The sequence below is a fragment of the Nonomuraea candida genome (assembly GCF_000725485.1).
GTDB lineage: Bacteria > Actinomycetota > Actinomycetes > Streptosporangiales > Streptosporangiaceae > Nonomuraea > Nonomuraea candida.
Genome location: NZ_JOAG01000037.1, coordinates 18,722 through 39,568, shown reverse-complemented (window position 1 = coordinate 39,568; position 20,847 = coordinate 18,722). Strand labels below are relative to the sequence as shown.

General features: G+C 72.6%; 15 protein-coding genes. 8 read left to right on the top strand and 7 right to left on the bottom strand.

The genetic code is table 11. The features are described 5' to 3' along the window. Window positions 1-37: 37 nt before the first annotated feature. Both IO39_RS31380 and IO39_RS31375 read left to right on the top strand, forming a co-directional pair. Window positions 38-3,502 (top strand): ATP-dependent DNA helicase, encoded by a 3,465-nt coding sequence (locus IO39_RS31380; protein ID WP_043630564.1) that lies wholly within the window; start codon window positions 38-40, stop codon window positions 3,500-3,502. Beyond that, window positions 3,496-6,783: an ATP-dependent helicase gene (locus IO39_RS31375; RefSeq protein WP_043630561.1), complete on the top strand. Its 3,288-nt coding sequence runs from the start codon at window positions 3,496-3,498 to the stop codon at window positions 6,781-6,783. Before IO39_RS31380 ends, IO39_RS31375 begins: the two co-directional genes overlap by 7 nt. Here the strand turns inward: IO39_RS31375 and IO39_RS31370 are convergent. Genes IO39_RS31370 through IO39_RS31355 form a run of 4 tightly spaced genes read right to left on the bottom strand, consistent with a single transcriptional unit; the run spans window position 6,743 to window position 12,200 of the window. Further along, window positions 6,743-7,813 (bottom strand): type III PLP-dependent enzyme domain-containing protein, encoded by a 1,071-nt coding sequence (locus IO39_RS31370; RefSeq protein WP_043630559.1) that lies wholly within the window; start codon window positions 7,811-7,813, stop codon window positions 6,743-6,745. The genes IO39_RS31375 and IO39_RS31370 overlap by 41 nt on opposite strands. Further along, window positions 7,810-9,468 (bottom strand): IucA/IucC family protein, encoded by a 1,659-nt coding sequence (locus tag IO39_RS31365; RefSeq protein ID WP_084773795.1) that lies wholly within the window; start codon window positions 9,466-9,468, stop codon window positions 7,810-7,812. The genes IO39_RS31370 and IO39_RS31365 overlap by 4 nt, the downstream gene beginning before the upstream one ends. Further along, window positions 9,469-10,965, bottom strand: coding sequence for an IucA/IucC family protein (locus tag IO39_RS31360; RefSeq protein WP_043630557.1), 1,497 nt, complete (start codon window positions 10,963-10,965; stop codon window positions 9,469-9,471). Beyond that, window positions 10,962-12,200 carry a siderophore biosynthesis protein gene (locus IO39_RS31355; RefSeq protein WP_342671456.1) on the bottom strand — a complete coding sequence of 413 codons (1,239 nt, stop codon included), beginning with the start codon at window positions 12,198-12,200 and terminating at the stop codon, window positions 10,962-10,964. The genes IO39_RS31360 and IO39_RS31355 overlap by 4 nt, the downstream gene beginning before the upstream one ends. Window positions 12,201-12,339: 139 nt before the next feature. Here IO39_RS31355 and nudC point away from each other — a divergent pair, with 139 nt between their 5' ends. Continuing rightward, window positions 12,340-13,311 carry an NAD(+) diphosphatase gene (nudC, locus tag IO39_RS31350; protein ID WP_245642413.1) on the top strand — a complete coding sequence of 324 codons (972 nt, stop codon included), beginning with the start codon at window positions 12,340-12,342 and terminating at the stop codon, window positions 13,309-13,311. Window positions 13,312-13,318: 7 nt separating this feature from the next. Here nudC and IO39_RS31345 read toward each other — a convergent pair whose 3' ends face one another. Then, window positions 13,319-13,567: a glutaredoxin domain-containing protein gene (locus tag IO39_RS31345; RefSeq protein ID WP_043630554.1), complete on the bottom strand. Its 249-nt coding sequence runs from the start codon at window positions 13,565-13,567 to the stop codon at window positions 13,319-13,321. A 317-nt stretch (window positions 13,568-13,884) separates the two neighbouring features. Then, complete coding sequence (locus IO39_RS31340; protein ID WP_245642412.1) at window positions 13,885-14,742, bottom strand: alpha/beta hydrolase; 858 nt, start codon at window positions 14,740-14,742, stop codon at window positions 13,885-13,887. Between the two features lie 209 nt (window positions 14,743-14,951). Here IO39_RS31340 and IO39_RS31335 point away from each other — a divergent pair, with 209 nt between their 5' ends. From IO39_RS31335 to IO39_RS51150, 5 genes are all read left to right on the top strand, one after another. Then, entirely contained in the window at window positions 14,952-16,994 is a 2,043-nt protein-coding gene (locus tag IO39_RS31335; protein WP_043630550.1) for an ATP-dependent DNA helicase UvrD2, read from the top strand. 135 nt (window positions 16,995-17,129) lie between these two features. Further along, window positions 17,130-17,999: an acyl-CoA thioesterase II gene (gene tesB, locus IO39_RS31330; protein ID WP_043630548.1), complete on the top strand. Its 870-nt coding sequence runs from the start codon at window positions 17,130-17,132 to the stop codon at window positions 17,997-17,999. A 114-nt stretch (window positions 18,000-18,113) separates the two neighbouring features. Then, window positions 18,114-18,389 (top strand): hypothetical protein, encoded by a 276-nt coding sequence (locus tag IO39_RS55030; RefSeq protein WP_157549125.1) that lies wholly within the window; start codon window positions 18,114-18,116, stop codon window positions 18,387-18,389. A 130-nt stretch (window positions 18,390-18,519) separates the two neighbouring features. Further along, the gene (locus IO39_RS31325) at window positions 18,520-18,789 is read left to right on the top strand and encodes a WhiB family transcriptional regulator (protein WP_043630546.1); all 270 of its coding nucleotides are present in this window, start codon (window positions 18,520-18,522) and stop codon (window positions 18,787-18,789) included. Between the two features lie 62 nt (window positions 18,790-18,851). Beyond that, window positions 18,852-19,016 (top strand): hypothetical protein, encoded by a 165-nt coding sequence (locus IO39_RS51150; protein WP_157549123.1) that lies wholly within the window; start codon window positions 18,852-18,854, stop codon window positions 19,014-19,016. An 893-nt stretch (window positions 19,017-19,909) separates the two neighbouring features. On the opposite strand, the gene IO39_RS31320 is transcribed toward IO39_RS51150, so the two are convergent. Then, window positions 19,910-20,413, bottom strand: a complete 504-nt coding sequence (locus IO39_RS31320; RefSeq protein WP_043630740.1) for a GNAT family N-acetyltransferase — start codon at window positions 20,411-20,413, stop codon at window positions 19,910-19,912. Window positions 20,414-20,847 lie beyond the last annotated feature (434 nt).

Genomic DNA, 20,847 nt, shown 5'->3' with positions numbered 1-20,847 from the left:
CTGGCGGTTGGTGCGGAGAAGCAGCGGGGGGCCCGATGTGCCCCCTGAGCTGGATGAGCACCAGCGTGCCGTGGTCGCGCACAAGAGCGGCCCCCTCCTCGTCCTCGCAGGTCCGGGCACCGGCAAGACGACCACGATCGTGGAGAGCGTAGTCGACCGCATCGAGCGGCGCGGCGTCGACCCCGAGCGGGTGCTGATCCTCACCTTCAGCCGCAAGGCCGCCGAGGAGCTGCGCCGGCGGGTCACCGGCCGCCTGCGCCGCACCACGCGCACGCCGGTGTCCATGACCTTCCACTCCTACGCCTACGCGCTGCTGCGCCGCGAGTCCGTGCTCGCGGGCAAGGCCCCGCCGCGCCTGCTCACCGGGCCCGAGCAGCTGCTGGAGATCCGGCGGCTGCTCCACGGCGAGCTGGAGAACGGCGCGCCCGACTGGCCGCAGTCGCTGCGCGAGCCGCTCAAGACCCGCGGCTTCGCCGAGGAGCTGCGCGACTTCCTGTCCCGGGCCAACGAGCGCGGCCTCGACGGCGAGCGCCTGGTGGCGCTGGGCCGCATCCACGGGCGCGCCGACTGGGTGGCGGCGGGGCGCTTCGCCGAGCGCTACCAGGACCGCTTCGACCTCGCCCCCGAGGAGACCTACGACTACGCCGAGCTGGTCGGGGCCGCCACCGCGCTGCTGGCCTCGCCCGAGGTGCGCGAGCGCGAGCGGGCCGCGCACGACGTGGTCTTCGTCGACGAATACCAGGACACCGACCCGGCGCAGGAGCTGCTGCTGAGCCAGCTGGCCGGCGACGGCCGCGACCTGGTGGCGGTCGGCGACCCCGACCAGTCGATCTACGGCTTCCGGGGCGCCGACGTGCAGGGCATCATGAAGTTCCCCGAGCGGTTCAAGACCCGCGACGGCCGCGAGGCGCCGGTGCTGGCGCTGCGCGTGTGCCGCAGGAGCGGGGCCGACCTGATCGAGGCCTCCCGCCGGGTGGCGGTCAAGCTGCCGGTCGCCCCCGCGCCGACGCAGGAGCCCGGGCAGGAGCCGGACGACTGGCCGGACGCGTGGCCCGACCGGCGTGCCGACCTCCGCCACGGCCACCGCGACCTGCTGCCGCTGCCCGACGCCGACCCCGGCGAGGTGCGCGTGCTGCTGGCCGACAGCACCAGCCAGGAGGCGGCGATCGTGGCCGACACGCTGCGGCGGGCCCACCTGATCGACGGCGTGCCGTGGCATCGCATGGCGGTGCTGGTGCGCTCGGCCCGGCGGCAGGTGCCGCTGCTGCGGCGGGCGCTGGTCAACGCCGGGGTGCCGACGATGATCGCCGGTGACGAGGTGCCGATCGCGCAGGAGCCGGGCGTGCGGCCGCTGCTCACGATGTTGCGCGTGGCGCTGGATCCGTCCCAGCTCGACGAGGGGGTGGCCGAGGAGCTGCTGACGGGGCCGCTGGGCGGCACCGACATGATCGGCGTACGCCGCCTCCGCCGCGCCCTCAAGATCGCCGAGAACGAGGCCATGAGCGTGGCCGCCGGCGAGGCCCGCACCCCGGCCGCCGGCGAGGACCCCACCGAAGCCCTCACCGAGGACCCCACGGAGGACCCCACCGAAGCCCTCACTGAAGCCTTCACCGAGGACCCCACGGAGGACCCCACTGAGGACCCCGCCGAGGACCCCAGTGAGGACCCCAGTGAGGACCCCACCGAGGACCCCACCGAGGCGACCGGCACGGACGATGGGGAGCCCGGCGACGAGCCGAAAGGCCCGGACGGCGGGGAGGTGTCCGAGGCGACGGCCGAGGAGGTCGAGGGGCTGGCCTTCCGGGCGCGTTCGTCCGGCGAGCTGCTCGTCGCCGCCGTCAAGGACATCCGCGAGCTGACCCGCGTCGAGCCCCACGTCGCGCTGCCGGCCGAGCGCGTCGCCAAGCTCCTGGCCGCCGCCCGGGAGGCCGCGCGCGAGGGCGGCACCGCCGAAGACCTCCTGTGGGCCGTCTGGGACGCGAGCGGCCTGGCCGCGCGCTGGAGCGAGCAGAGCCTGGCCGGCGGCCCCCGGGGCGCCCAGGCCGACCGCGACCTCGACGCCGTGGTGGCCCTGTTCGACCACGCGGCCAGGTTCGTGGACCGGATGCCCATGGCGGGCCCGGAGGTGTTCATCGACGACCTGGCGGCCCAGGAGATCCCGGGCGACACCCTCGCCGACCGGGCCCCCGACGGCGACGCCGTGCGCGTGCTGACCGCCCACCGCTCCAAGGGCCTCGAATGGGACGTCGTGGTCGTGGCGGGCGTGCAGGAGGGCGTCTGGCCCGACCTGCGGCTGCGCGGCTCGCTGCTGGGCGTCGAGGACCTCGTCGAGGTGGTCGAGGGCGGCGAGCCGAACAAGACCTCGCTGGTCTCCAAGATGCTGGCCGAGGAGCGCAGGCTGTTCTACGTGGCCGCGACCAGGGCCAGGCGCAGGCTGGTGGTCACGGCCGTGGGCGGCGAGGACACCGACGAGCGCCCGTCCAGGTTCCTGTCGGAGCTGATGCCGGGCGCGGTGGAGTCGGCCACGGTGGACGACCGGGCCCGCTGGCTCAACATGCCGGCCCTGGTCGCCGACCTGCGCAGCGCGGTGACCGACCCGACCAAGCCGCGCAGGCTCCGTCTCAAGGCGGCCAGGCAGCTCGCCCGGCTGGCCGCCGCCGGGGTGCAGGGCGCCCACCCCAACGACTGGTACGCCCTGACCCCCATCTCCGACGACCGCCCCCTGAGCTGGCCCGACGGAGTCGTGAGCATCTCGCCGTCGGCGGTCGAGAGCTTCACCAAGTGCGGCCTGCGCTGGCTGCTGGAGACGGCGGTCGGCGCGGCGGGCACCAGCACCGCCCAGGGCCTGGGCAACATCATCCACGCCCTGGCCGTCCTGGCGGCCACCGACCTGCCCAGCGAGGACCTGCTGGGCGACCGCCTCGACCAGATCTGGAACGACCTCGACTTCGGCGGGGTCTGGTACAACCGCAAGCAGCGCCAGGTGGCCGAGCAGATGATCGGCAAGTTCCTGCGCTGGCACAAGGAGAATCCACGCGAGCTGGTGGCTTTGGAGGAGGCGTTCACGGCGATGGTGTCGGAGGGCGTCCAGATCAAGGGCCGCGTCGACCGCGTCGAGCGCGACTCCGAGAACCGCGCGGTGATCATCGACCTCAAGACCGGCGGCTCCAAGCCCAAGGCGGGCGACATCGAGCGCCATCCGCAGCTCGGCGTCTACCAGCTCGCCGCGCTGCTGGGCGCCTTCGCCAGGCACGGCATGACCGAGCCGGGCGGCGCGGCGCTGGTGCAGGTCGGCAAGGCGGCGGGCAAGAACGACGCGCTGGAGCAGAAGCAGGGCGCGCTGGGCGAGGACAAGGACCCGGGCTGGGCCAAGGACCTGGTCGACACCGTGGCGATCGGCATGTCCGGGCCGTTCTTCCAGGCCAAGGTCAACGACGGCTGCCGCACCTGCGCGGCCAGGGCGAGCTGCCCGGTCAACGACAACGGGGGCCAGGTGTGCTGACCCCCGCCGAACTCGCCGGCAAGCTCGGCATCCTGCCGCCCACCCCCGAGCAGGCGGCGGTCATCGAGGCTCCGCTGGAGCCGATGGTCGTCATGGCCGGCGCGGGCTCGGGCAAGAGCGAGACGATGGCCGGCCGGGTGGTCTGGCTGGTCGCCAACGGCCTGGTCAAGCCGGAGAACGTGCTGGGCCTGACGTTCACCCGCAAGGCCGCCGCCGAGCTGGCCACCCGGGTCAGGGAGCGGCTCAACGGCCTGGCCGAGGCGGGCCTGGTCGAGCCGGGCGCGCTCGACACCGAGCCGGCCGTGTCCACCTACCACGCCTACGCCGCCCGCCTGGTCACCGACCACGCGCTGCGCGAGGGGCTGGAGCCCACCATGCGCCTGGTCACGCCGGCCGTGTCGTGGCAGCTCGCCTCGCGGGTGGTGGCGATGTACGACGGGCCGATGGACAAGATCGAGCTGGGCCCGCCCTCGGTGACGGCCGCGCTGCTGGAGCTGGCGGGCGAGCTGTCGGAGCACCTGCGCTCGCCCGCCGACGTGCGGCGCGCGGGGGAGTGGCTGGAGGAGCGGCTGGCCGCGCTGCCCGGCCGCACGACGCTGGCCCAGCGCAAGCCCGTCAGCGTGCAGGCCGCCAGGGCCCAGCTGCTGCCGCTGGTGGAGGCGTACGAACGGCTCAAGCGCGCCCGCGAGGTCATCGACTACGGCGACCAGATGTCGCTGGCCGCCAGGATCGCCGCCAACCACAAGGAGGTCGGCGAGATCGAGCGGGCCCGCTACTCGGTGGTGCTGCTCGACGAATACCAGGACACCAGCCACGCCCAGCTCGTCCTGCTGCGCTCCCTGTACGGCGGGGGCCACCCGGTGACGGCCGTGGGCGACCCGTGCCAGTCGATCTACGGCTGGCGCGGCGCGTCGTCGGGCAACCTGCGCCGCTTCCCGCGCGACTTCCGCACGGCCGCGGGCGATCCGGCGCCGGTCCGGCAGCTCAGCGTCAGCTTCCGCAACGGCGACCGCGTCCTCGACGTCGCCGCCCGCGTGCAGCTTCCGCTGCGCATGGAGGCGCGCGAGGTGCCGGTGCTGGTCCCCGGCCCCAACCGGGTCGAGCGGGGCCGCGTCACCTGCGCCTTCCACGAGACGGCCGAAGACGAGGCCAGGTGGATCGCCGACGGCATCCACAAGCTGCTCGGCCAGGAGACGGCCCCCGACGGCCTGCCCTGGGGGGAGAAGGAGCGCAAGAAGACGCTCGCCCTGCAGCCCCAGGACATCGCCATCCTGGCCCGCAAGCGCTCGCAGTTCCCCGCGCTGCGCCGGGCGCTGGAGGAGCGCGACATCCCGGTCGAGGTGGTGGGCCTGGGCGGCCTGCTGACCGTGCCCGAGGTCAACGACATCGTGGCCACCCTGCGCGTGCTCTACGACGCCACGGCCGGCGACGCGCTGGCCCGGCTGCTGGCCGGCCCGCGCTGGCGGATCGGCCCCGCCGACCTGCGGGTGCTGGGCGAGCACGCCAGGACGCTGGCCCGCGAGCTGAGCGACAGCCACCGCGAGGAGGACCCGCTCGACCAGGTGGTGGCCGACCTGGCCGAGGAGCGGGGCAGCCTGGTCGACGCGCTGGACGAGCTGCCCGACCGGGAGGAGTGGCTGGCGGAGTTCTCGCCGCTGGCGCGCACGCGGCTGGTGGCGCTCGCCCACGAGCTGCGCCAGTTGCGCGCGCACACCGCGCAGCCGCTGCCCGACCTGATCAGCGAGGTCGAGCGGCGGCTGGGGCTGGACATCGAGGTGGCCGCGCGCAGCGGCACGGCCGGGGCGTTCGCGGCCCGCGCCGATCTCGACGCCTTCCTCGACGCGGCCTCCCGCTTCGCCGGCGACGCGGAGGACCCGACGCTGGGCGCGTTCCTGGCCTATCTGCAGGCGGCCGAGAGCGAGGAGTTCGGGCTGGAGGCCGGCCGGGTCGGCGAGAGCAACAGCGTCAAGCTGATGACCGTGCACGCCTCGAAGGGCCTGGAGTGGCCGGTCGTGGTGGTGCCCGGCCTGTCGCAGCTCGTCAGCTCCAAGGGCACGATCGCGACCGGCAGCATCTTCCCCGCCACGCCGGTGATGAACAGCCGCTGGACGGAGAATCCCCGCAAGCTCCCCTACGCGCTGCGCGGCGACGCGGCCGACCTGCCCCGGCTGGGCGGGCTGAGCAAGGAGGAGCTGGCGGTCTTCGACGAGCAGTGCCGCGAGCGCGACCTGATGGAGGAGCGCAGGCTCGCCTACGTCGCCGTGACCAGGGCCCACTATCACCTGATCGCCTCCGGCTACCGCTGGGGCAGCGCGACCAAGCCGCTGGAGCCGTCCGACTTCCTGCTGGAGATCCGCGACACGGCCGACCGCGTCTCGTTCTGGGCCGGGGAGCTCGAAGAGGGGGCGGCCAACCCGCTGCTCGCCGAGCCGGCCGAGGCCACCTGGCCGGTCACGCCCGAGGGGCTGCGTTACGAGTCGGTGCTCGACGGCGCCCGCCTGGTCGAGGACGCCCTGGCCGGCACCCTCCCGCCCGACGAGGACGACGACGAGCCGCTCAAGCCGTACGAAGAGGAGCGGCTGCGGGCCTGGGAGCGTGACACCGACCTGCTGCTGCGCGAGCGGGAGCTGCATCGCCGCAGGCCCGCCACCACGGTCGAGCTGCCGACGAAGCTGACCGTGTCGTCGCTGGTCACGCTGGCCGCCGACCCGCGCGAGCTGGCCCGCAAGATCCGCCGGCCGGTCCCGGTCAAGCCCGCGCCGCTGGCCCGCAGGGGCACCTCGTTCCACAAGTGGCTGGAGACCCGGTGGGACCAGCAGCGGCTGATCGACGACCTGGAGCTCTACGACGAGGAGCTCGAAGAGGCCGACGTGCGGCTGGCGGAGCTGCAGGAGCGCTTCGAGGAGAGCGAGTGGGCCGACCGGCGGCCGGTGGACCTCGAGGTGCCGTTCGAGACCATGATCGCCGACCGGCTGGTGCGCGGCCGGATGGACGCGGTCTTCGAGCGGCCCGACGGCGGCTACGAGGTCGTCGACTGGAAGACGGGGCAGCCGCCGCGGGGCAAGAAGGCCGCCAGGGCCGCCTCCGTGCAGCTCGCCGCCTACCGGCTGGCCTGGTCGCACCTGGCGGGCGTGCCGCTGGAGCGGGTCGGGGCCGCCTTCCACTACGTGCGCGCCAACCGCACCGTGCGCCCGGTCGACCTGCTCGACGCCGACGGCCTGGTCGCGCTCATCGAGAAGGTCAGGCTCGCAGATAGTGGAAAGCGGGCTTCGGATGCATGAGGAAGTCGTGGTGCGAGATGTTCCAGGCATAGGCCCCGGCCATCTCGAACACCACCGTGTCCCCGACGGCCACCGAGGTCACGATATTTCCGGCGAAGACGTCTTTCGGGGTGCATAGCTGGCCGACGAACGTCACCGGCTCGTCCGCCAGCGCGGGGCCCTTGCCCGTGGGCAGCACGGTCAACGGCTGGTCGTGGCCCTTGGTCGCCGGCGTGCGCAGGTGGTGGGTGCCGCCCAGCAGGATCGCGTACGCCCGCCCGCGCACCCGCTTCACGTCCACCACCTTCGTCACGTAGTAGCCGCAGTAGACGGTCAGCGCCCTGCCCGGCTCGATCCGCAGCCGCCGGCCCCGGCCCAGCGCGGCCAGCCCGGCCCCGTACGCCGCCCAGTCGAACCGGCTCCCGGGCGACTCGTACGACACCGCCATCCCGCCCCCGAGATTGACTTCCTCGTACGGCTGCGCCAGCAACCGCTCCGCCAGCCCCAGCAGCCGCCCCGCCGCCAGCCCGCTGGCCAGGTGGGCGTGCAGGCCGCGCAGCCGCACCCGGTCGCCGAAGAGCGGCAGGCAGCGCGCCACGTCGTCCTCGTCCATCCCGAACGGCCCGCTCATGGTCAGCGCCGCGCCCTCGACCGGCAGGCCGGGGTTGAGCCGGAGCAGCACGTCGGCCCGCACGCCCGCGTCGAGCAGGCGGCGCAGCTCGTTCGGCGACTCGACGTGGAGGCGGTGGTGCGGCAGGCGCAGCTCGGCGTCGGTCTTGCCGGGCCCGCCCAGCGCCAGCCGCGCGCCCGGGAACAGCCCCCTGACGTGCGCGTGCTCGCCGGCCGACGACACCTCGAACCCGTCCACGTGCCCGGCCAGCACCCGCAGCAGCTCGGCGTCGGGGTTGGCCTTGACGGCGTAGTACAGCTCGGTGGGCCCCAGAGCCCGCCGTACGGCCGCGACGTGGCCGTCCAGGGCAGGCAGGTCATAGAGGTAGGCGGGAGGCCCGGGAAGGCTCAGAGCGGCCTCCTGGACGCGCGCGTCGATCATGCCAGCGGGTTCGCGATCGGCACGTACCCGGCGGCGCGGTCGGCGGCCCTGGCCCAGCGCACGCCCAGGTTCGCCTTGGCCGGCAGCGGCGCCCCCGCCAGCAGGTCCGACAGGGGCAGCGGCCGGCCCAGGCGGGCGGCCTGCCGGGTGAACAGGTCCCGCGCCTCCCGCCACAACGCGCGCAGCAGCTCGTCGTCCGCGCCCGCCACCGTCGCGGCGATCTCGGTGAGGTGGTTGACGAGCAGGCAGTAGACCACGCGGGCCCAGCCGCGCTCGGCGTCGTAGGTGAGCGCGGCGGCCACCTCGGGGTGCAGCCCCGCCAGGTCGTGCCGGCCGGCGACGAGCTTGGCGCCCTCCAGGTCGCGGAAGACGGCCTCGGCGGGCATGCCGGCGGCGTCCAGGCCGACCAGGACGTTCTGCAGGTGGGGCTCCAGCACCACGCCGTGCGTGAAGTACAGCTCCAGCACCGGCAGCGCCACCACCGCCACGTACGTCCGCCACCACGCCAGCGGGTCTCCGGCCGCCGGCTCCAGGGTGAGCGCCGCCGCCAGGACCGGGGTCACGCCGGGGGAGCAGACGGCCCAGGGGCTCTGCCTGACGATCACGCCGAGCCCTTCGTGCAGCCGGGCGCCGAGGGCGGCCGAGCGGTAGCCCGGCTCGGGCAGCCAGCGGGTGGCCGGGTGCGTGACGGAGACGGCGCCGAAGACGTCCTCCAGCCGCCGGGTCAGCTCCACCGCCCCTTCCAGCTCGTACCAGGCGTTCTTGCGCAGGCAGTTCGTGATCCGGACGTCCAGCGAGAACTTCAGGCAGACCCCGGCGTCCGGGACGTACACCGTCCGTACGGAGGAGGTCGGCACCGCCACCGGCCCCGGCCCCAGGTCGATCAGCTCCGGCCCGAAGGCGGGCGCCAGCAGGGCGAGCTGCCACGGATGCGCCGGCAACACCCGGTACCCCTCGGGCGCGACCCCCATCCCGTCCAGCGCCGCCGCGTCGCCGCCCGCCGCCAGCACGTCCTCGCGCACCCCGAGCAGCCTGACGGGGAACTCGGCGTGCGCCTCGGGCGCGTACGCCAGCCAGCCGTCCCCGCCCCGCGCCTTCGGGCTGGGATGGAACGGGTGCCCGTACACCAGCGCCTGCTCCGAGGCCAGCCACGGATCGGCGGGCGGCACGGCCGTGGCCCTGGCCCGCAGGATCGCCGCCACGGCGGCCCTGCTGGCGGCGACCTGCCCGGCGAACTCGCCGTTGTGCCCCTGCAGCTCCTCCGCCACCAGCCGGACCAGCTCGTCGGCGGCCAGCGGCCGCCAGGCGCCCGCCTCCAGCCGCTCGGGCGCGCCGTCGAAGCGCAGCGCCGCCCCGCCGTGGGCGCGGACCCGCAGCAGCGTCCCGGCCACCCGCAGCAGCAGGTACGGCGGCGCCGGCCACACCAGCCCGCGCGGCCCGGCCACCTCCCGCACGCAGCAGCGCAGCAGCGCCGCCAGCGTCGCCTCCTCGGCGGGCCCGGAGAAGGCCTCTCCGGGTCCGGAGAAAGCCTCGGCGGGTCCGGAGAAAGTCTCGGCGGGTCCGGGCAACGCGTCACCCGGCCCCGGGGGTGTCCCGGCGGGCCCGGGCAGCGCCTCGGCGGCCCCTGAGGGCGCCTCGGTGGCCAGTCCTCGCATTCACGCTCTCCTCAGGTAGTTCGGCCCGCTGGTGCCGTAGAACTTGTTGATGTCACGCGCGCCGGAGCGTTCCTTGGACATGAGCGTCCCGGCGGTGATCATGGACTTACCGGTCAGCCTGGCCGCCCCGAGCGTCCTGGCGCGCAGCAGCCTGGCCATCGGGTCGTCGCCGTGCTCGGCGAGTGCCTCGGAGAGGGTCTCCCGCAGCAGCGCGGCGGCCCTGGCGTGGGGCAGCGCGCCGAACGCCACGGCGGCCGCCGCCAGGTGCAGCGTGATCGTCACGAACACGTCGGCCAGGGCGTGCGGGTCGTCGGTCAGCATGCGCTCGTCGGCGAAGCGCGGCACCTCGATCCCGGCGGCCCGCAGCCGCGCGGGCGAGGCCAGCAGCCCGTCGTTGTCCTTGACCAGCAGGCGCAGGCGGCCGTCCTGGAGGACCAGGGCCAGGTTCTGCTGGTGGGCCTCGAGCGCGACGCCGTACCGGACGAAGAGCCGCACGTTCCAGCGCAGCAGCAGCCGCAGGTACTCCGGCAGCACGCCGGGGCCCAGCTCGTCGAGCACCCCGGGCGCGTTCAGCGCGGCGACGGGCACGATCCTCCCCTCGGGCAGCCGCCTGACCATCCAGGCCAGGTGCTCGTGCCCGGCGTGCGCGTAGGTCTGCTCGTCGGCCGGCACCACGTCGGGGTCCGCCAGCTCGCGCAGCAGCAGCTCAGCCCTGGCCCCGTCGGCCAGGGCGGCGGGCTTGATCGAGCGCCGGTTCCTGACGCCCAGGGTGCTGATGGGCAGGGGCAGCTTGAGGTGCGTGCGCGGGCTCACCTCGACGGTCCGCATGGACAGCGTGGGCCGTACGGTGACGGCCGCGCCGTCCAGCACGCGCACCCCGTCCACCTTCCGCACCTCGTCCACGGTCAGCGGATGCACGGGGAACAGCACCTCGTCCGCCCCGACCCGCCACGACCCGGCGGGGGTGACGTCGGCGGGCAGGCGCGGCGCGGAGCCCGGCAGGAGCGCGCGGCGCGGCACCGCCGCCCACCGCAGCTCGAACGAGGGCGCGAACTCCGGCGCGTAGGTCGGCAGGTCGCTCTCGGACAGCCCCACCCGCGCCCGCGACGTCGGGTAGACCGGATGGTCGGCGAAGGCGGCCAGCGTCTCGTACGAGGGCCGGGCGCGCAGCACCGACTCCGCCACCTCGTCGTGCAGCTCCATGGCCGTCAGCGCCGACAGGCACTCCTCGAAGAAGGCCGCCACGCCCTCGGAGTCGGCCGGGTCGGAGACCTCCACCAGCGTCTCCAGCACCTGCTCCAGCCCCAGCCGCTCGTCGGCCGCGACCACGAAGTCCTGGAAGAGCAGCCCGGGGGAGAGCCGCACCCACCGCCCGTCGGCCAGCAGCAGCCCGACGCCGTCCTTGGTCCTGGTCACGCGGGAGGCCAGCCCGCCGTAGTCCTCGCGGAGCAGCGCGTTCAGCACCCGGGCGGCCAGGTACGCCTCCCGGGAGCTCATTCGACCACCCACGGCCGCGCGGCCCGGTACTCCTCGACGGCCGCCTCCACCCGCGCCCGGTCGGGTCCGACGGCCCGCACCACGCCCAGGTAGTCGCGGTTGGTGCGGGTCAGGGTGACGACGTCGCCGACGGCGCGCAGGGGCCGGTGCCACAGCCGTACGCCGCCGGTGGACACCGTCTCGTGGCCTGGCGCCTCCTTGATCGTCCCGGGACGGTCGGCGACGAGGCTGACCGCGCAGCCGAAGGCCGGCGAGGGGACGGGCAGGGCCGGCACGCGTTCCCCGAGGTGCACCCGCAGGATCCACTCGAACAGCGGCACCCCGAGCAGGTCGGCCAGCAGGAAGTCGCAGTGGTCGCCGATCGCCCGGTAGTTCACCTCGACGACGCGGGGGCCGGCGGGCGTGAGCGCGTACTCGGTGTGGCAGGCCCCGAACCCCACCCCGAGCGCCCGCAGCGCCGCCAGCACGTGCTCGCGCGCCCCCTCGGCAGCCCCCTCGGCAGTCCCGCCGGGAGTTCCGCCGGGACTCCCGCCGGGAGCCCCGTGAGCAGCCCCGTGAGCAGCCCCGTGAGCAGTCCCGTCGCCGGCCCAGTCGAGCCGCTCCTCGACGAAGTGCGGCAGCGGCCCGAGCGTGGTCTCGAACCCGCCGAGCACCCGCAGCCCGCCCTCGTCGCCCAGCGTCTCCAGCGTGCGCAGCGGCCCTTCGAGGTATTCCTCCACGACCAGCGCCTCGCCCGGCCGCCGCCGCCTGACCTCCGCCACCGCCCCGGCCAGGTCGTCCTCGACGAGCATGACGTCCTCGCTGGCCACCCCTTCGCGCGGCTTGAGCACGACCGGGCCGGGCACGTCGGGCACCGGGTCGCCGGGCCCCAGCCGTACGGAGAAGACCTGCTCGATCCCGGCCTCGCGCAGCCTGCGCCGCATCAGGAACTTGTTCTTGGCCGCCGCGCACGCCCGCCAGTCCTTGCCCGGCAGCCCGAAGTACGACGCGGCCAGCGCGGTCTCCGTCTGCAGGTGGTCGGAGTTGGAGAAGATCGCGTCCGGCCTGCCGAGGTGCTCGATCGCGTCGATCAGCGCGCGCGGGTCGCGCACGTCGCACGCCACCGCGTCCGGATGCCGCTCGGGGCGGTCGGTCAGGACGGTCACCTCGCAACCGAGCGCCCGCGCGGCCGGCAGGAAGCCGTCCGTCACGGAATCGGTCGGTTTGAGCGCGGTCAGGTAGAGCCGCAACGCCAAGGCACCCCCGAAAGATCAGGTAAGGCTAACCTAACTCGTCGATCTTAGCCCCACAGAGATCACCATGGCTGCCCGATACCTTAATCGCCGCCTAACTGCGAGGTCATAGGATGACATGGGATTGGGGAGGGGGCGGCCAGTGCAGACCGCGGAAGAGCAACTGATCGGGCCACTGCTGCTCGCGAGGGGGACCATCGACCGTTCCTCGGCCTTGCGCGCCGACGAGCGGTGGCTGGAGCGGGCCTGGTCCGACCCCTCGGCGAGGGTGCTGGTGATCGACGACGGGCATACCCTGGTGCGGCGGTCCGGAGACGAGGTGCACGCGGTGCTGTTCGCGCCCGCCGACGCGCCACAGGGCGAGCGCTACCTGCTGGGGGTGGAGGACGGCACGGCCTACTTCGCGGTGGCCGCGCCGCTGCCGGGCATCGCCAAGAGCGAGGTCAACGGCCGCGTGACGATCCCGATGAGCCTGCGCGACACGCCCGAGGGCCAGCCCGTGGCGGCCGGCCTGCGCCAGGTGGGCGGCCTGCTCGGCGACCGCGACGCGGGCCTGCTGGTCCACGCCGTGGCGCTGGAGGCCTGGCACGCCACCCACGAGTTCTGCCCGCGCTGCGGCACGCGCACCGTCGTGCAGGCCGGCGGCCACGTCCGCGTCTGCCCCCACGACTCCAGCCAGCACTTCCCGCGCGTCGACCCGGCCGTGATCATGCTGGTGCGCGACGAGGCCGACCGCTGCCTGCTGGCCCGCGGGCCGCAGTGGCCTCAGGGGCGGCTGTCGATCCTGGCCGGGTTCGTCGAGCCGGGCGAGTCGCTGGAGGCGGCCGTCGTCCGCGAGGTGGCCGAAGAGGTCGGCATCGTCGTCACCAACCCGCGCTACCTGGGCAGCCAGCCCTGGCCGTTCCCGCGCAGCCTCATGCTGGGCTTTTTCGCCGATGCCACGACCACCACGCTCACCCCCGACGCCGACGAGATCGCCGAGGCGCACTGGTATTCGCGGGAGGAGATGGCGCGCGCCCTGGAGTCGGGCGAGCTGCGGCTGCCGCCTCCGGTGTCGATAGCCCGCCGCCTCATCGAGACGTGGTACGGCGGCGAGCTGATCGGCGACTGGTAGACCCCGGTCAGGCGGCTCCGAGCAGGGCCTTGACCTCAAGGGCGGAGGGGTTCGTACGCACGAAGCGGCCCTTCGGCGTCTCGATCACCACGGTCGGCACGACCTGGTTGCCGTTGTTGACGCTCGCCACGAATTCCGCCGCCGACGGGTCGCGCTCGATGTCGATCTCGTCGAAGCTGATGCCCTCGCGGGTGAGCTGGGCCTTGAGCCGCTTGCATGGACCGCACCACGTGGTGCTGTAGACCGTGAGCGCCATGTTGGGAAATCCCCTCCAAGGTCAGGAAATCAGGCGATCCGTGCAACAACGCGCGCTGCCCGTCTAATCCCCGCACCTACCCGGCACACCCGCCGGCGCACTCCCGCGCCGGCCTGCTCCCGCGCCGGCGCACTCCCGCGCCGGCCTGCTCCCGCGCCGGCCTGCTCCCGCGCCGGCCTGCTCCCGCGCCGGCCTGCTCCCGCGCCGGCCCGCTCCCGCGCCGGCCCGCTCCCGCGCCGGCCCGCTCCCGCGCACTCCCGTGCCGGCCCCATGCGCCCGCGCGCGCCGGCCCGCTCCCGCTCGACCGGCCCCGGGCCTCAGCCGATGCGGGCGGCGATCCACTGCTGCACGCGCTCGGCCACGCCCGGCTGCCGGTAGAGCGGCGAGCTGTGGTTGGCCCCCGGCTGCGTGAACACCGTCACCGGCACGCCCACCTGCCCGAGCATCTGCTTGAGCAGCTGGCTCTGCACCGGCGGCACGAACTCGTCCTCGGAGTGGATGGTCAGCATCGGGGCGTCCTTGCGGCTGGCGTGCCAGGCCACCTCCATGCTCGCCCACACGCGCGAGCACTTGCCCTTGGGCGCGCAGCCCCCGGCCAGCTTGATCGCGGCCGTGCGCAGCTTGCGCTTGTTGGGTTCGATGGCCTTCTCGCCGTCGCTGTAGGCCCGCAGCGGCGAGATGATCGGCGACAGCCCGACCACGCCCTTGAGCCCGCTGATGCCGTCGCCGTACGTGCCCACGGACGCCGCGATGTGGCCGCCGGCGGAGAAGCCCACCAGCACGTAGTTGGCCGGGTCGAACGCCCACTTGTCGGCGTGCTTGCGGGCCGTGGAGATCGCCGCGAGCGCGTCGGTGCGCTGCGCGGGCCAGGCCGCGTCACCGGACAGGCGGTAGTTGAGGTTGAAGACGGTGTAACCCAGCTCGGCGTAGCCGCGGACGATCTCCCGCATGTACCTCTTGTCGCCGCTGGACCACCAGCCGCCGTGAATGAGGAAGACCCCAGGACGCTGCTGCCCGTCGGGCGTCCACCAGACGTCCATGCTCTGGCGCTTGTGCGAGCCGTACTGGACGGTCTCCGTCGACAGCCCGCCGAGCCCGTCGGCGTCGATGGGGTTGTCCACCGCCGGCCCGGGGGTGGGCTCCCTGGACGCGTTCGCGGCGACAGGTGTGAGCACAACGGCAGCGAGCGCCAGGGCGCTCACGGAAACCGCAGTTCGCACGGCCTTCCTTTCCCCCATGCACATGGTCGGGCCCCATTGTGGGGGAAAAGACCAGTTCTTTGCATCTCGATGACCGGAACCATACGTTCGGGGCACGAACATACGTCGGGCCGCATGTTGCCAGAATAAAGTCCCTCAACGCCAGCGGCTGGGAGGATATAGAGGTGAACGACGCGCAGGACGTACTCACCGGACTCGACCCCGAGCAGCGGGCCGTCGCCGAGGCCGTGCGCGGCCCGGTGTGCGTGCTGGCCGGGGCCGGCACCGGAAAGACCAGGGCGATCACCCACCGCATCGCGTACGCGGTGCGCAGCGGCGTGGTCGACGCGCAGAGCGTCCTGGCTGTGACGTTCACCACGCGCGCGGCGGGGGAGCTGCGCCTGCGCCTGCGCGCGCTCGGCGCGCCCGGGGTGCAGGCCCGCACCTTCCACGCCGCGGCGCTGCGGCAGCTCACCTACTTCTGGCCGCGCGTGATCGGCGGGGCGGTCCCGTCGGTCATCGAGTCCAAGCTGCCGGTGCTCGGCGAGGCGTGCCGCCGGCTGGGCGTGACCGCCGACCGCGCCAAGCTGCGCGACCTCGCCTCCGAGGTCGAATGGGCCAAGGTCACGCAGATCAGCCCGGAGGACTACGAAGAGGCCAAGGAGAAATACCACCGCACCCCGCCGGTCAAGCCCGAGGAGATGGCGCGGGTTTATGACGCGTACGAGCAGATCAGGCGCGAGCGTCATCTCGTCGACTTCGAGACCATCCTTGAGCTGACCGCGGCCGTGATGACCGAGCACCAGGAGGTGGCGGCGCAGATCCGCCAGCAATACCGCTATTTCGTGGTCGACGAGTATCAGGACGTCAACCCGCTGCAGAAGATGCTGCTCGACACCTGGCTCGGCGGTCGCGACGACCTGTGCGTGGTGGGCGACCCCAACCAGACGATCTACTCCTTCACCGGCGCCAGCCCGCACTATCTGACGGGGTTCGGGGCGCAGTATCCGAACGCGGCCGTCATCAAGCTGGTGCGCGACTACCGCTCCACCCCCCAGGTCGTCGACCTGGCCAACCTGGTCATCGCCAAGGGCAGGTCGCCGCACCGGCTGGAGCTGGTGGCCCAGCGCCCCGACGGCCCCAAGCCGCAGTTCCGCGAATACGACGACGAGCCGGGCGAGGCCGCCGACGTGGCCCGCGGCATCAGGAAGCTGCTCGACAAGGGCGTCCCGGCGCGCGAGATCGCCGTGCTGTTCCGCGTCAACTCGCAGTCGGAGGCGTACGAGAAGGCGCTCTCGGACGCCAAGATCCACTACGTCCTGCGCGGCGCCGAGCGCTTCTTCGAGCGTCCCGAGGTCCGCCACGCGGTGGTCCTGCTGCGCGGCGCGGCCCGCTCCGCCGCCGGCGAACCGCTGGCCTCGGAGGTGCACAACATCCTGAGCAGCGCCGGGCTGACCCCCGCGCCGCCCGGCGGGGGCAAGGAGCGGGAGAAGTGGGAGTCGCTCAAGGCCCTGGCCGACCTGGCCGAGGACATGGCGGCCGAGGGCGCCGACCTGCCCGCGTTCGTCGCCGAGCTGGAGCGCCGCGCCTCCGAGCAGCACGCGCCGCCGGTGGAGGGCGTCACCCTGGCCTCGCTGCACGCGGCCAAGGGCCTGGAGTGGGACGCGGTGTTCCTCGTCGGGGTCACCGACGGCATGCTGCCCATCATCTACGCGGAGACCCCCGAGCAGATCGAGGAGGAGCGCCGCCTGCTCTATGTGGGCGTCACGCGCGCCAGGGAGCACCTGTCGATCTCCTGGGCCCTGTCCCGCGCGCCGGGCGGCCGCAAGAGCCGCCGCCCGTCCCGCTTCCTCGACGGCCTCACCGGCCGCGCCTCCGCCCCGCCGCGCCTGGCGCCCGGCACGCGCGAACGCCGCCAGGTCGCCGCCCCGGTGAGCTGCCGCGTCTGCGCGAAAACGCTGGTGAACGCGACCGAGCAGAAGCTGGGCCGCTGCTCCACCTGCCCGGCCGACTACGATGAGGCCCTGCTCGAACGCCTGAAGGCCTGGCGCACGGCCACGGCTAAGGAGGCCAAGGTGCCGCCGTACGTCATCTTCACCGACGTGACGCTGCAGGCCATCGCCGAGCGGGCGCCGGCCACCGAGCAGGAGCTGCTCGCGATCGCGGGCGTCGGCAGGGTCAAGATCGACCGGTACGGCGACGCCGTGCTCGCGCTCTGCCGCACGTAACACCGACGAAATCAGACCAGTACATCATTCGGGTCACCGCGAACCCCCTTGAAGGGGGAAATAGGCGACACGACAGACTTGTGCAGGGACCGGACAGCACAAAGGGACCGGACGGCACCAAGGGGGGACCAACACGTGAACGAGGCGCTGAAGGAGCTGCTCGACCTGCTCGACCTGGAGCAGATCGAGCTCGACATCTTCCGCGGCAGGAGCCCGGAAGAGCGCATCCAGCGCGTCTTCGGCGGCCAGGTGGCGGCGCAGGCCCTGGTGGCGGCGGGCCGTACGGTGCCCAAAGATCGCAACGTGCACTCCCTGCACGCCTACTTCATCCGCCCGGGCGACCCGTCCATCCCGATCGTCTACAACGTCGAGCGGCTGCGCGACGGGCGTTCGTTCACCACCCGCCGGGTGGTGGCCGTCCAGCACGGCAAGGCGATCTTCACGATGTCGGCGTCGTTCCACGTCTTCGAGGAGGGCGTGGCCCACCAGGCGTCCGTGATGCCGACGGTGCCCGACCCCGAGACGCTGCCGCAGTTCCAGGAGCGGATGTACGAGCTGGTCGGCGACAACCCCGACTTCCGTGACTGGATCGCGCGCCCCCGTCCCGTGGACGCCAGATACGCCTCGCCGCTGACCTGGGAGGCCTACCGGAACCCCGAGCTGCGCAGCGCCGAGACGAACGTGTGGTTCCGCTACCACGCCGAGCTGCCGGACGACCCACTCCTGCACGTGGTGCTGGCCGCGTACGCGTCCGACTACACGCTGGTCGACACGATACTGCTGGCTCACGGCATGGCCTGGGGAGCCTCCAACGTCATGGGCGCCTCGCTGGACCACGCCATGTGGTTCCACCGCCCTTTCAGGGCCGACGACTGGCTGCTCTATGCTCAGGAGTCCCCGTGGTCGGCGGGGGCCCGGGGGCTCGCGCGCGGTGAGATGTTCACCGCGTCGGGTGACCTCGTGGTCTCGGTCGTCCAGGAGGCCATGATTCGTCTCATGAAATAGGCGAAATCGCAGGTAGAAAATATGTTGCCCCTTCCCGGCTTCCCGGTTTAGGGTCTTGGTCAAGCAAGTCGGAGCACACTGCTCCGACGATCACGAAAGTGGAGGTGAGCCCCGATGATCAGCAGCAGCAGCATTGCCATGCCGGCCACGCAGTGGCTCGCCTCCGTGTGCCGTGACTCGGTGAGGCTCGCCGATGGGCCCGCCAAGCTGCGGCAGGAGAAGTCTGCCCGTCGTCAGGCCGCCGCCTTCTACGCACGCGCCCATGTCCGTATGGCCGTCGCGCAAGGTGCTCCTGTCTTCGATGGACGTATCGAACTGCCGGCCAACCAGCTCACCAAGGGTGGACTGTGCGGTCCGCAACCCTGGAGGGATGCACCGGTCATAACCTGACCGGTAAACAGCAGCCCCCAGGCCGCGGATCCACAGACAGGATCCGCGGCCTTCTTGTTTGTCCGTGATCCCCGACCACCTCCGAGGTGTCCGACCAAAAGATCAAAAGATCGACCGAAGGAGAAAGCAGATGGGGGCGAAGACGATCATGGACCTGATCGACGAAGCCAAGATCCCCTGTCGTACCGACCCTGACCTGTGGTTCGCCGAGTCGCCGGAGGACGTCGAGTTCGCCAAGGCTCTCTGCGGCGGCTGCCCGATCCAGAAGGCCTGCCTCGACCGCGCGCTCGAGCGCGAGGAGCCGTGGGGCGTCTGGGGCGGCGAACTGATCCTCCGGGGGACCGTCGTTCCCCGCAAGCGCCCGCGCGGTCGTCCCCGCAAGCACCCGGTCGCTGCCTGACCCAACCTTCACTTCAGAAAGCGAACAAACCCATGACCACTCAGCCGTTGAGGAGCCGAGCAGTGCCTGATCTCATCCATGACCTGGTAAATGACCGAATACAAACCCTCCACCGCGAGGCGGCGGAGCAGCGTCTCATCCTGCGCCTGAGCCGCGTGGAACGGGCGCGGCGCAGGGTCGACCGGGCGAACGACCGCCTTCGCGTGGCCCTGAGCCGCCAGGTCTGAGAGCGGAGATCCTGCCGCCGGCGCAGGATCTCCCGTTCAGATCCTTCATAGAGAGCCGGGCGCAACCCAGCGCCCGGCTCTCTCTTTTGTTCACGCCCGCACCCCGCACCGGATGTGGGCGGCCAAGCCTCTCAACCGGCGGTGGTAGGGGATCGGATGCGGGTGGACCGGGCCTCAACCGGCGGTGGCGGAGGAGCGCATGTGGGTGGCCCGATCCCCGAGCCGGCGGTGGCCGAGTGTCGGTCGCCAGGCCGGCCGGAACGGTGGTTTCGTGTGGGGCTGGCTGGTGGGGCGGATGCGAGCCACGGGTGCCCTACCAGCCGGCCGGCGAGCTGCCCGCCGCTTCACCCGTGAGGTTCGTGCGGAAGATCAGAAACCTGACGGGGACAGTCCCGGCGGACAGCTCGGTCCAATCAGCGAACGCGCGGACCAACCTTGCGACCGCAAGAAGACCCACAGCCTCTCACTACGCAGTGCAACCACCTCGTACGTCCCCACCCCTGCGGCACGGCAAGCCCGTCCGGATGCCCAGAGCGTCCCCGTCCGGGTGCCCAGGGCGACTCCCGGCCGAGTGACCCAGAGTGACCTCCGACTTGGCGGACCAGGACGGACCAGGGCCGGCTCCCGGCTGGCGAACGCGGAGGGCTCACCGCCGTGGCCGGCTCGCTCACCCTGAAACCCAGGCGCCGGCCGGACCGGAGCGGGCCAACGAGCAGGTCAACGAGGGTCGTCATCAGCGGTGTCCAAGGGCGGACTGCCGAACGACCCTCGGCGCGCCGCCGGCCGCTGACCGCGCGACACGGTGCATCGGCACCCCCAAGAGAGAGCAAACGTTACCCCCTCATGATTACACACCGTAGTCGCGACTCAACAGCCGTTCCGTGAATTCCCGATCAGTTGACCGGCCAGGCGTACTCGAGTTCGGGCAGTGCGAACCCCTGCGGGAAATGGCAGGTCCGCTCGTCCGTGCGGTGAGCGCCGTGCCGTTCGTAGAAGGCGATGGCGCGCGTGTTCGCCCGGAGCACCTCCAGGTAGACCTGCTTGCCCGGATGCTCGTTCGCCGCCCACTCCAGCCCATGCCGCAGCAGCCGGGTGCCGATCCCCGAGCCGGTGCTCCCCGGCCGCACATGCAGGTTGTCGAGCAGAATCCGCCCACCGGAACCAGGAAGGAGATAGACGAAGCCCAGCAATCCCGCGTCGCCGTCGTCAGCGACGAACAACCCCGACCCCTCGACGGGCGAGGCCAGCCGTCCTTGCCACAACGCCAGCCGATCGTCCGCCAGGTTCCCGTTCAGAAATCGGTCGGGCATGATCCCCGCGTACGCCGAACGCCAACTGTCCACATGCAGCGCAACGATGGCGGAAATGTCATCAATTGTGCCGTTTCTCAGCCACATGGCAGAGAGCATCCCACAAGAAAACCTCAGGCTCTCCGCCCCCGAACCCACCCAACGGCCACCCCGTGGACGCAATCCGTCGTGGCAGCGCCGCGACTCCTTGGAGCCGGCGTGTGACCTTTGACCACGGGCACGGCCACCAAGAGAACCCCCACCCTGCCCGTGGAACGGCCGCCCAGACAACTTCACGCCTTACCTCCGGAACGACCACCCGGAGGAGAACCCGGCACCACCCCTGGCAGTGGTGCGGCCCTCCGGGCCCCGCTGGCTTGGCCGTGGCTCGTGGTGCGCCCGTCCAGAGAACCCCCCTGCCCTTGCCAGTGGTGAGGCCATCCGAGGAAGGCCGCTACCACTTGGTCATGACGCGCACCACGAAGGGAACTCAGCTACCCCACCACGAAACGACCGGACCTTCCCTCTGCACGAGAAGTGAA

Excerpts from the sequence above, each read along its gene's own strand:
- IO39_RS31370 (WP_043630559.1), bottom strand. The coding sequence starts at position 7,813 with ATGATCGACGCGCGCGTCCAGGAGGCCGCTCTGAGCCTTCCCGGGCCT.
- IO39_RS31365 (WP_084773795.1), bottom strand. The coding sequence starts at position 9,468 with ATGCGAGGACTGGCCACCGAGGCGCCCTCAGGGGCCGCCGAGGCGCTG.
- IO39_RS31360 (WP_043630557.1), bottom strand. The coding sequence starts at position 10,965 with ATGAGCTCCCGGGAGGCGTACCTGGCCGCCCGGGTGCTGAACGCGCTG.
- IO39_RS31345 (WP_043630554.1), bottom strand. The coding sequence starts at position 13,567 with ATGGCGCTCACGGTCTACAGCACCACGTGGTGCGGTCCATGCAAGCGG.
- IO39_RS55030 (WP_157549125.1), top strand. The coding sequence starts at position 18,114 with ATGATCAGCAGCAGCAGCATTGCCATGCCGGCCACGCAGTGGCTCGCC.
- IO39_RS31325 (WP_043630546.1), top strand. The coding sequence starts at position 18,520 with ATGGGGGCGAAGACGATCATGGACCTGATCGACGAAGCCAAGATCCCC.
- IO39_RS31320 (WP_043630740.1), bottom strand. The coding sequence starts at position 20,413 with ATGTGGCTGAGAAACGGCACAATTGATGACATTTCCGCCATCGTTGCG.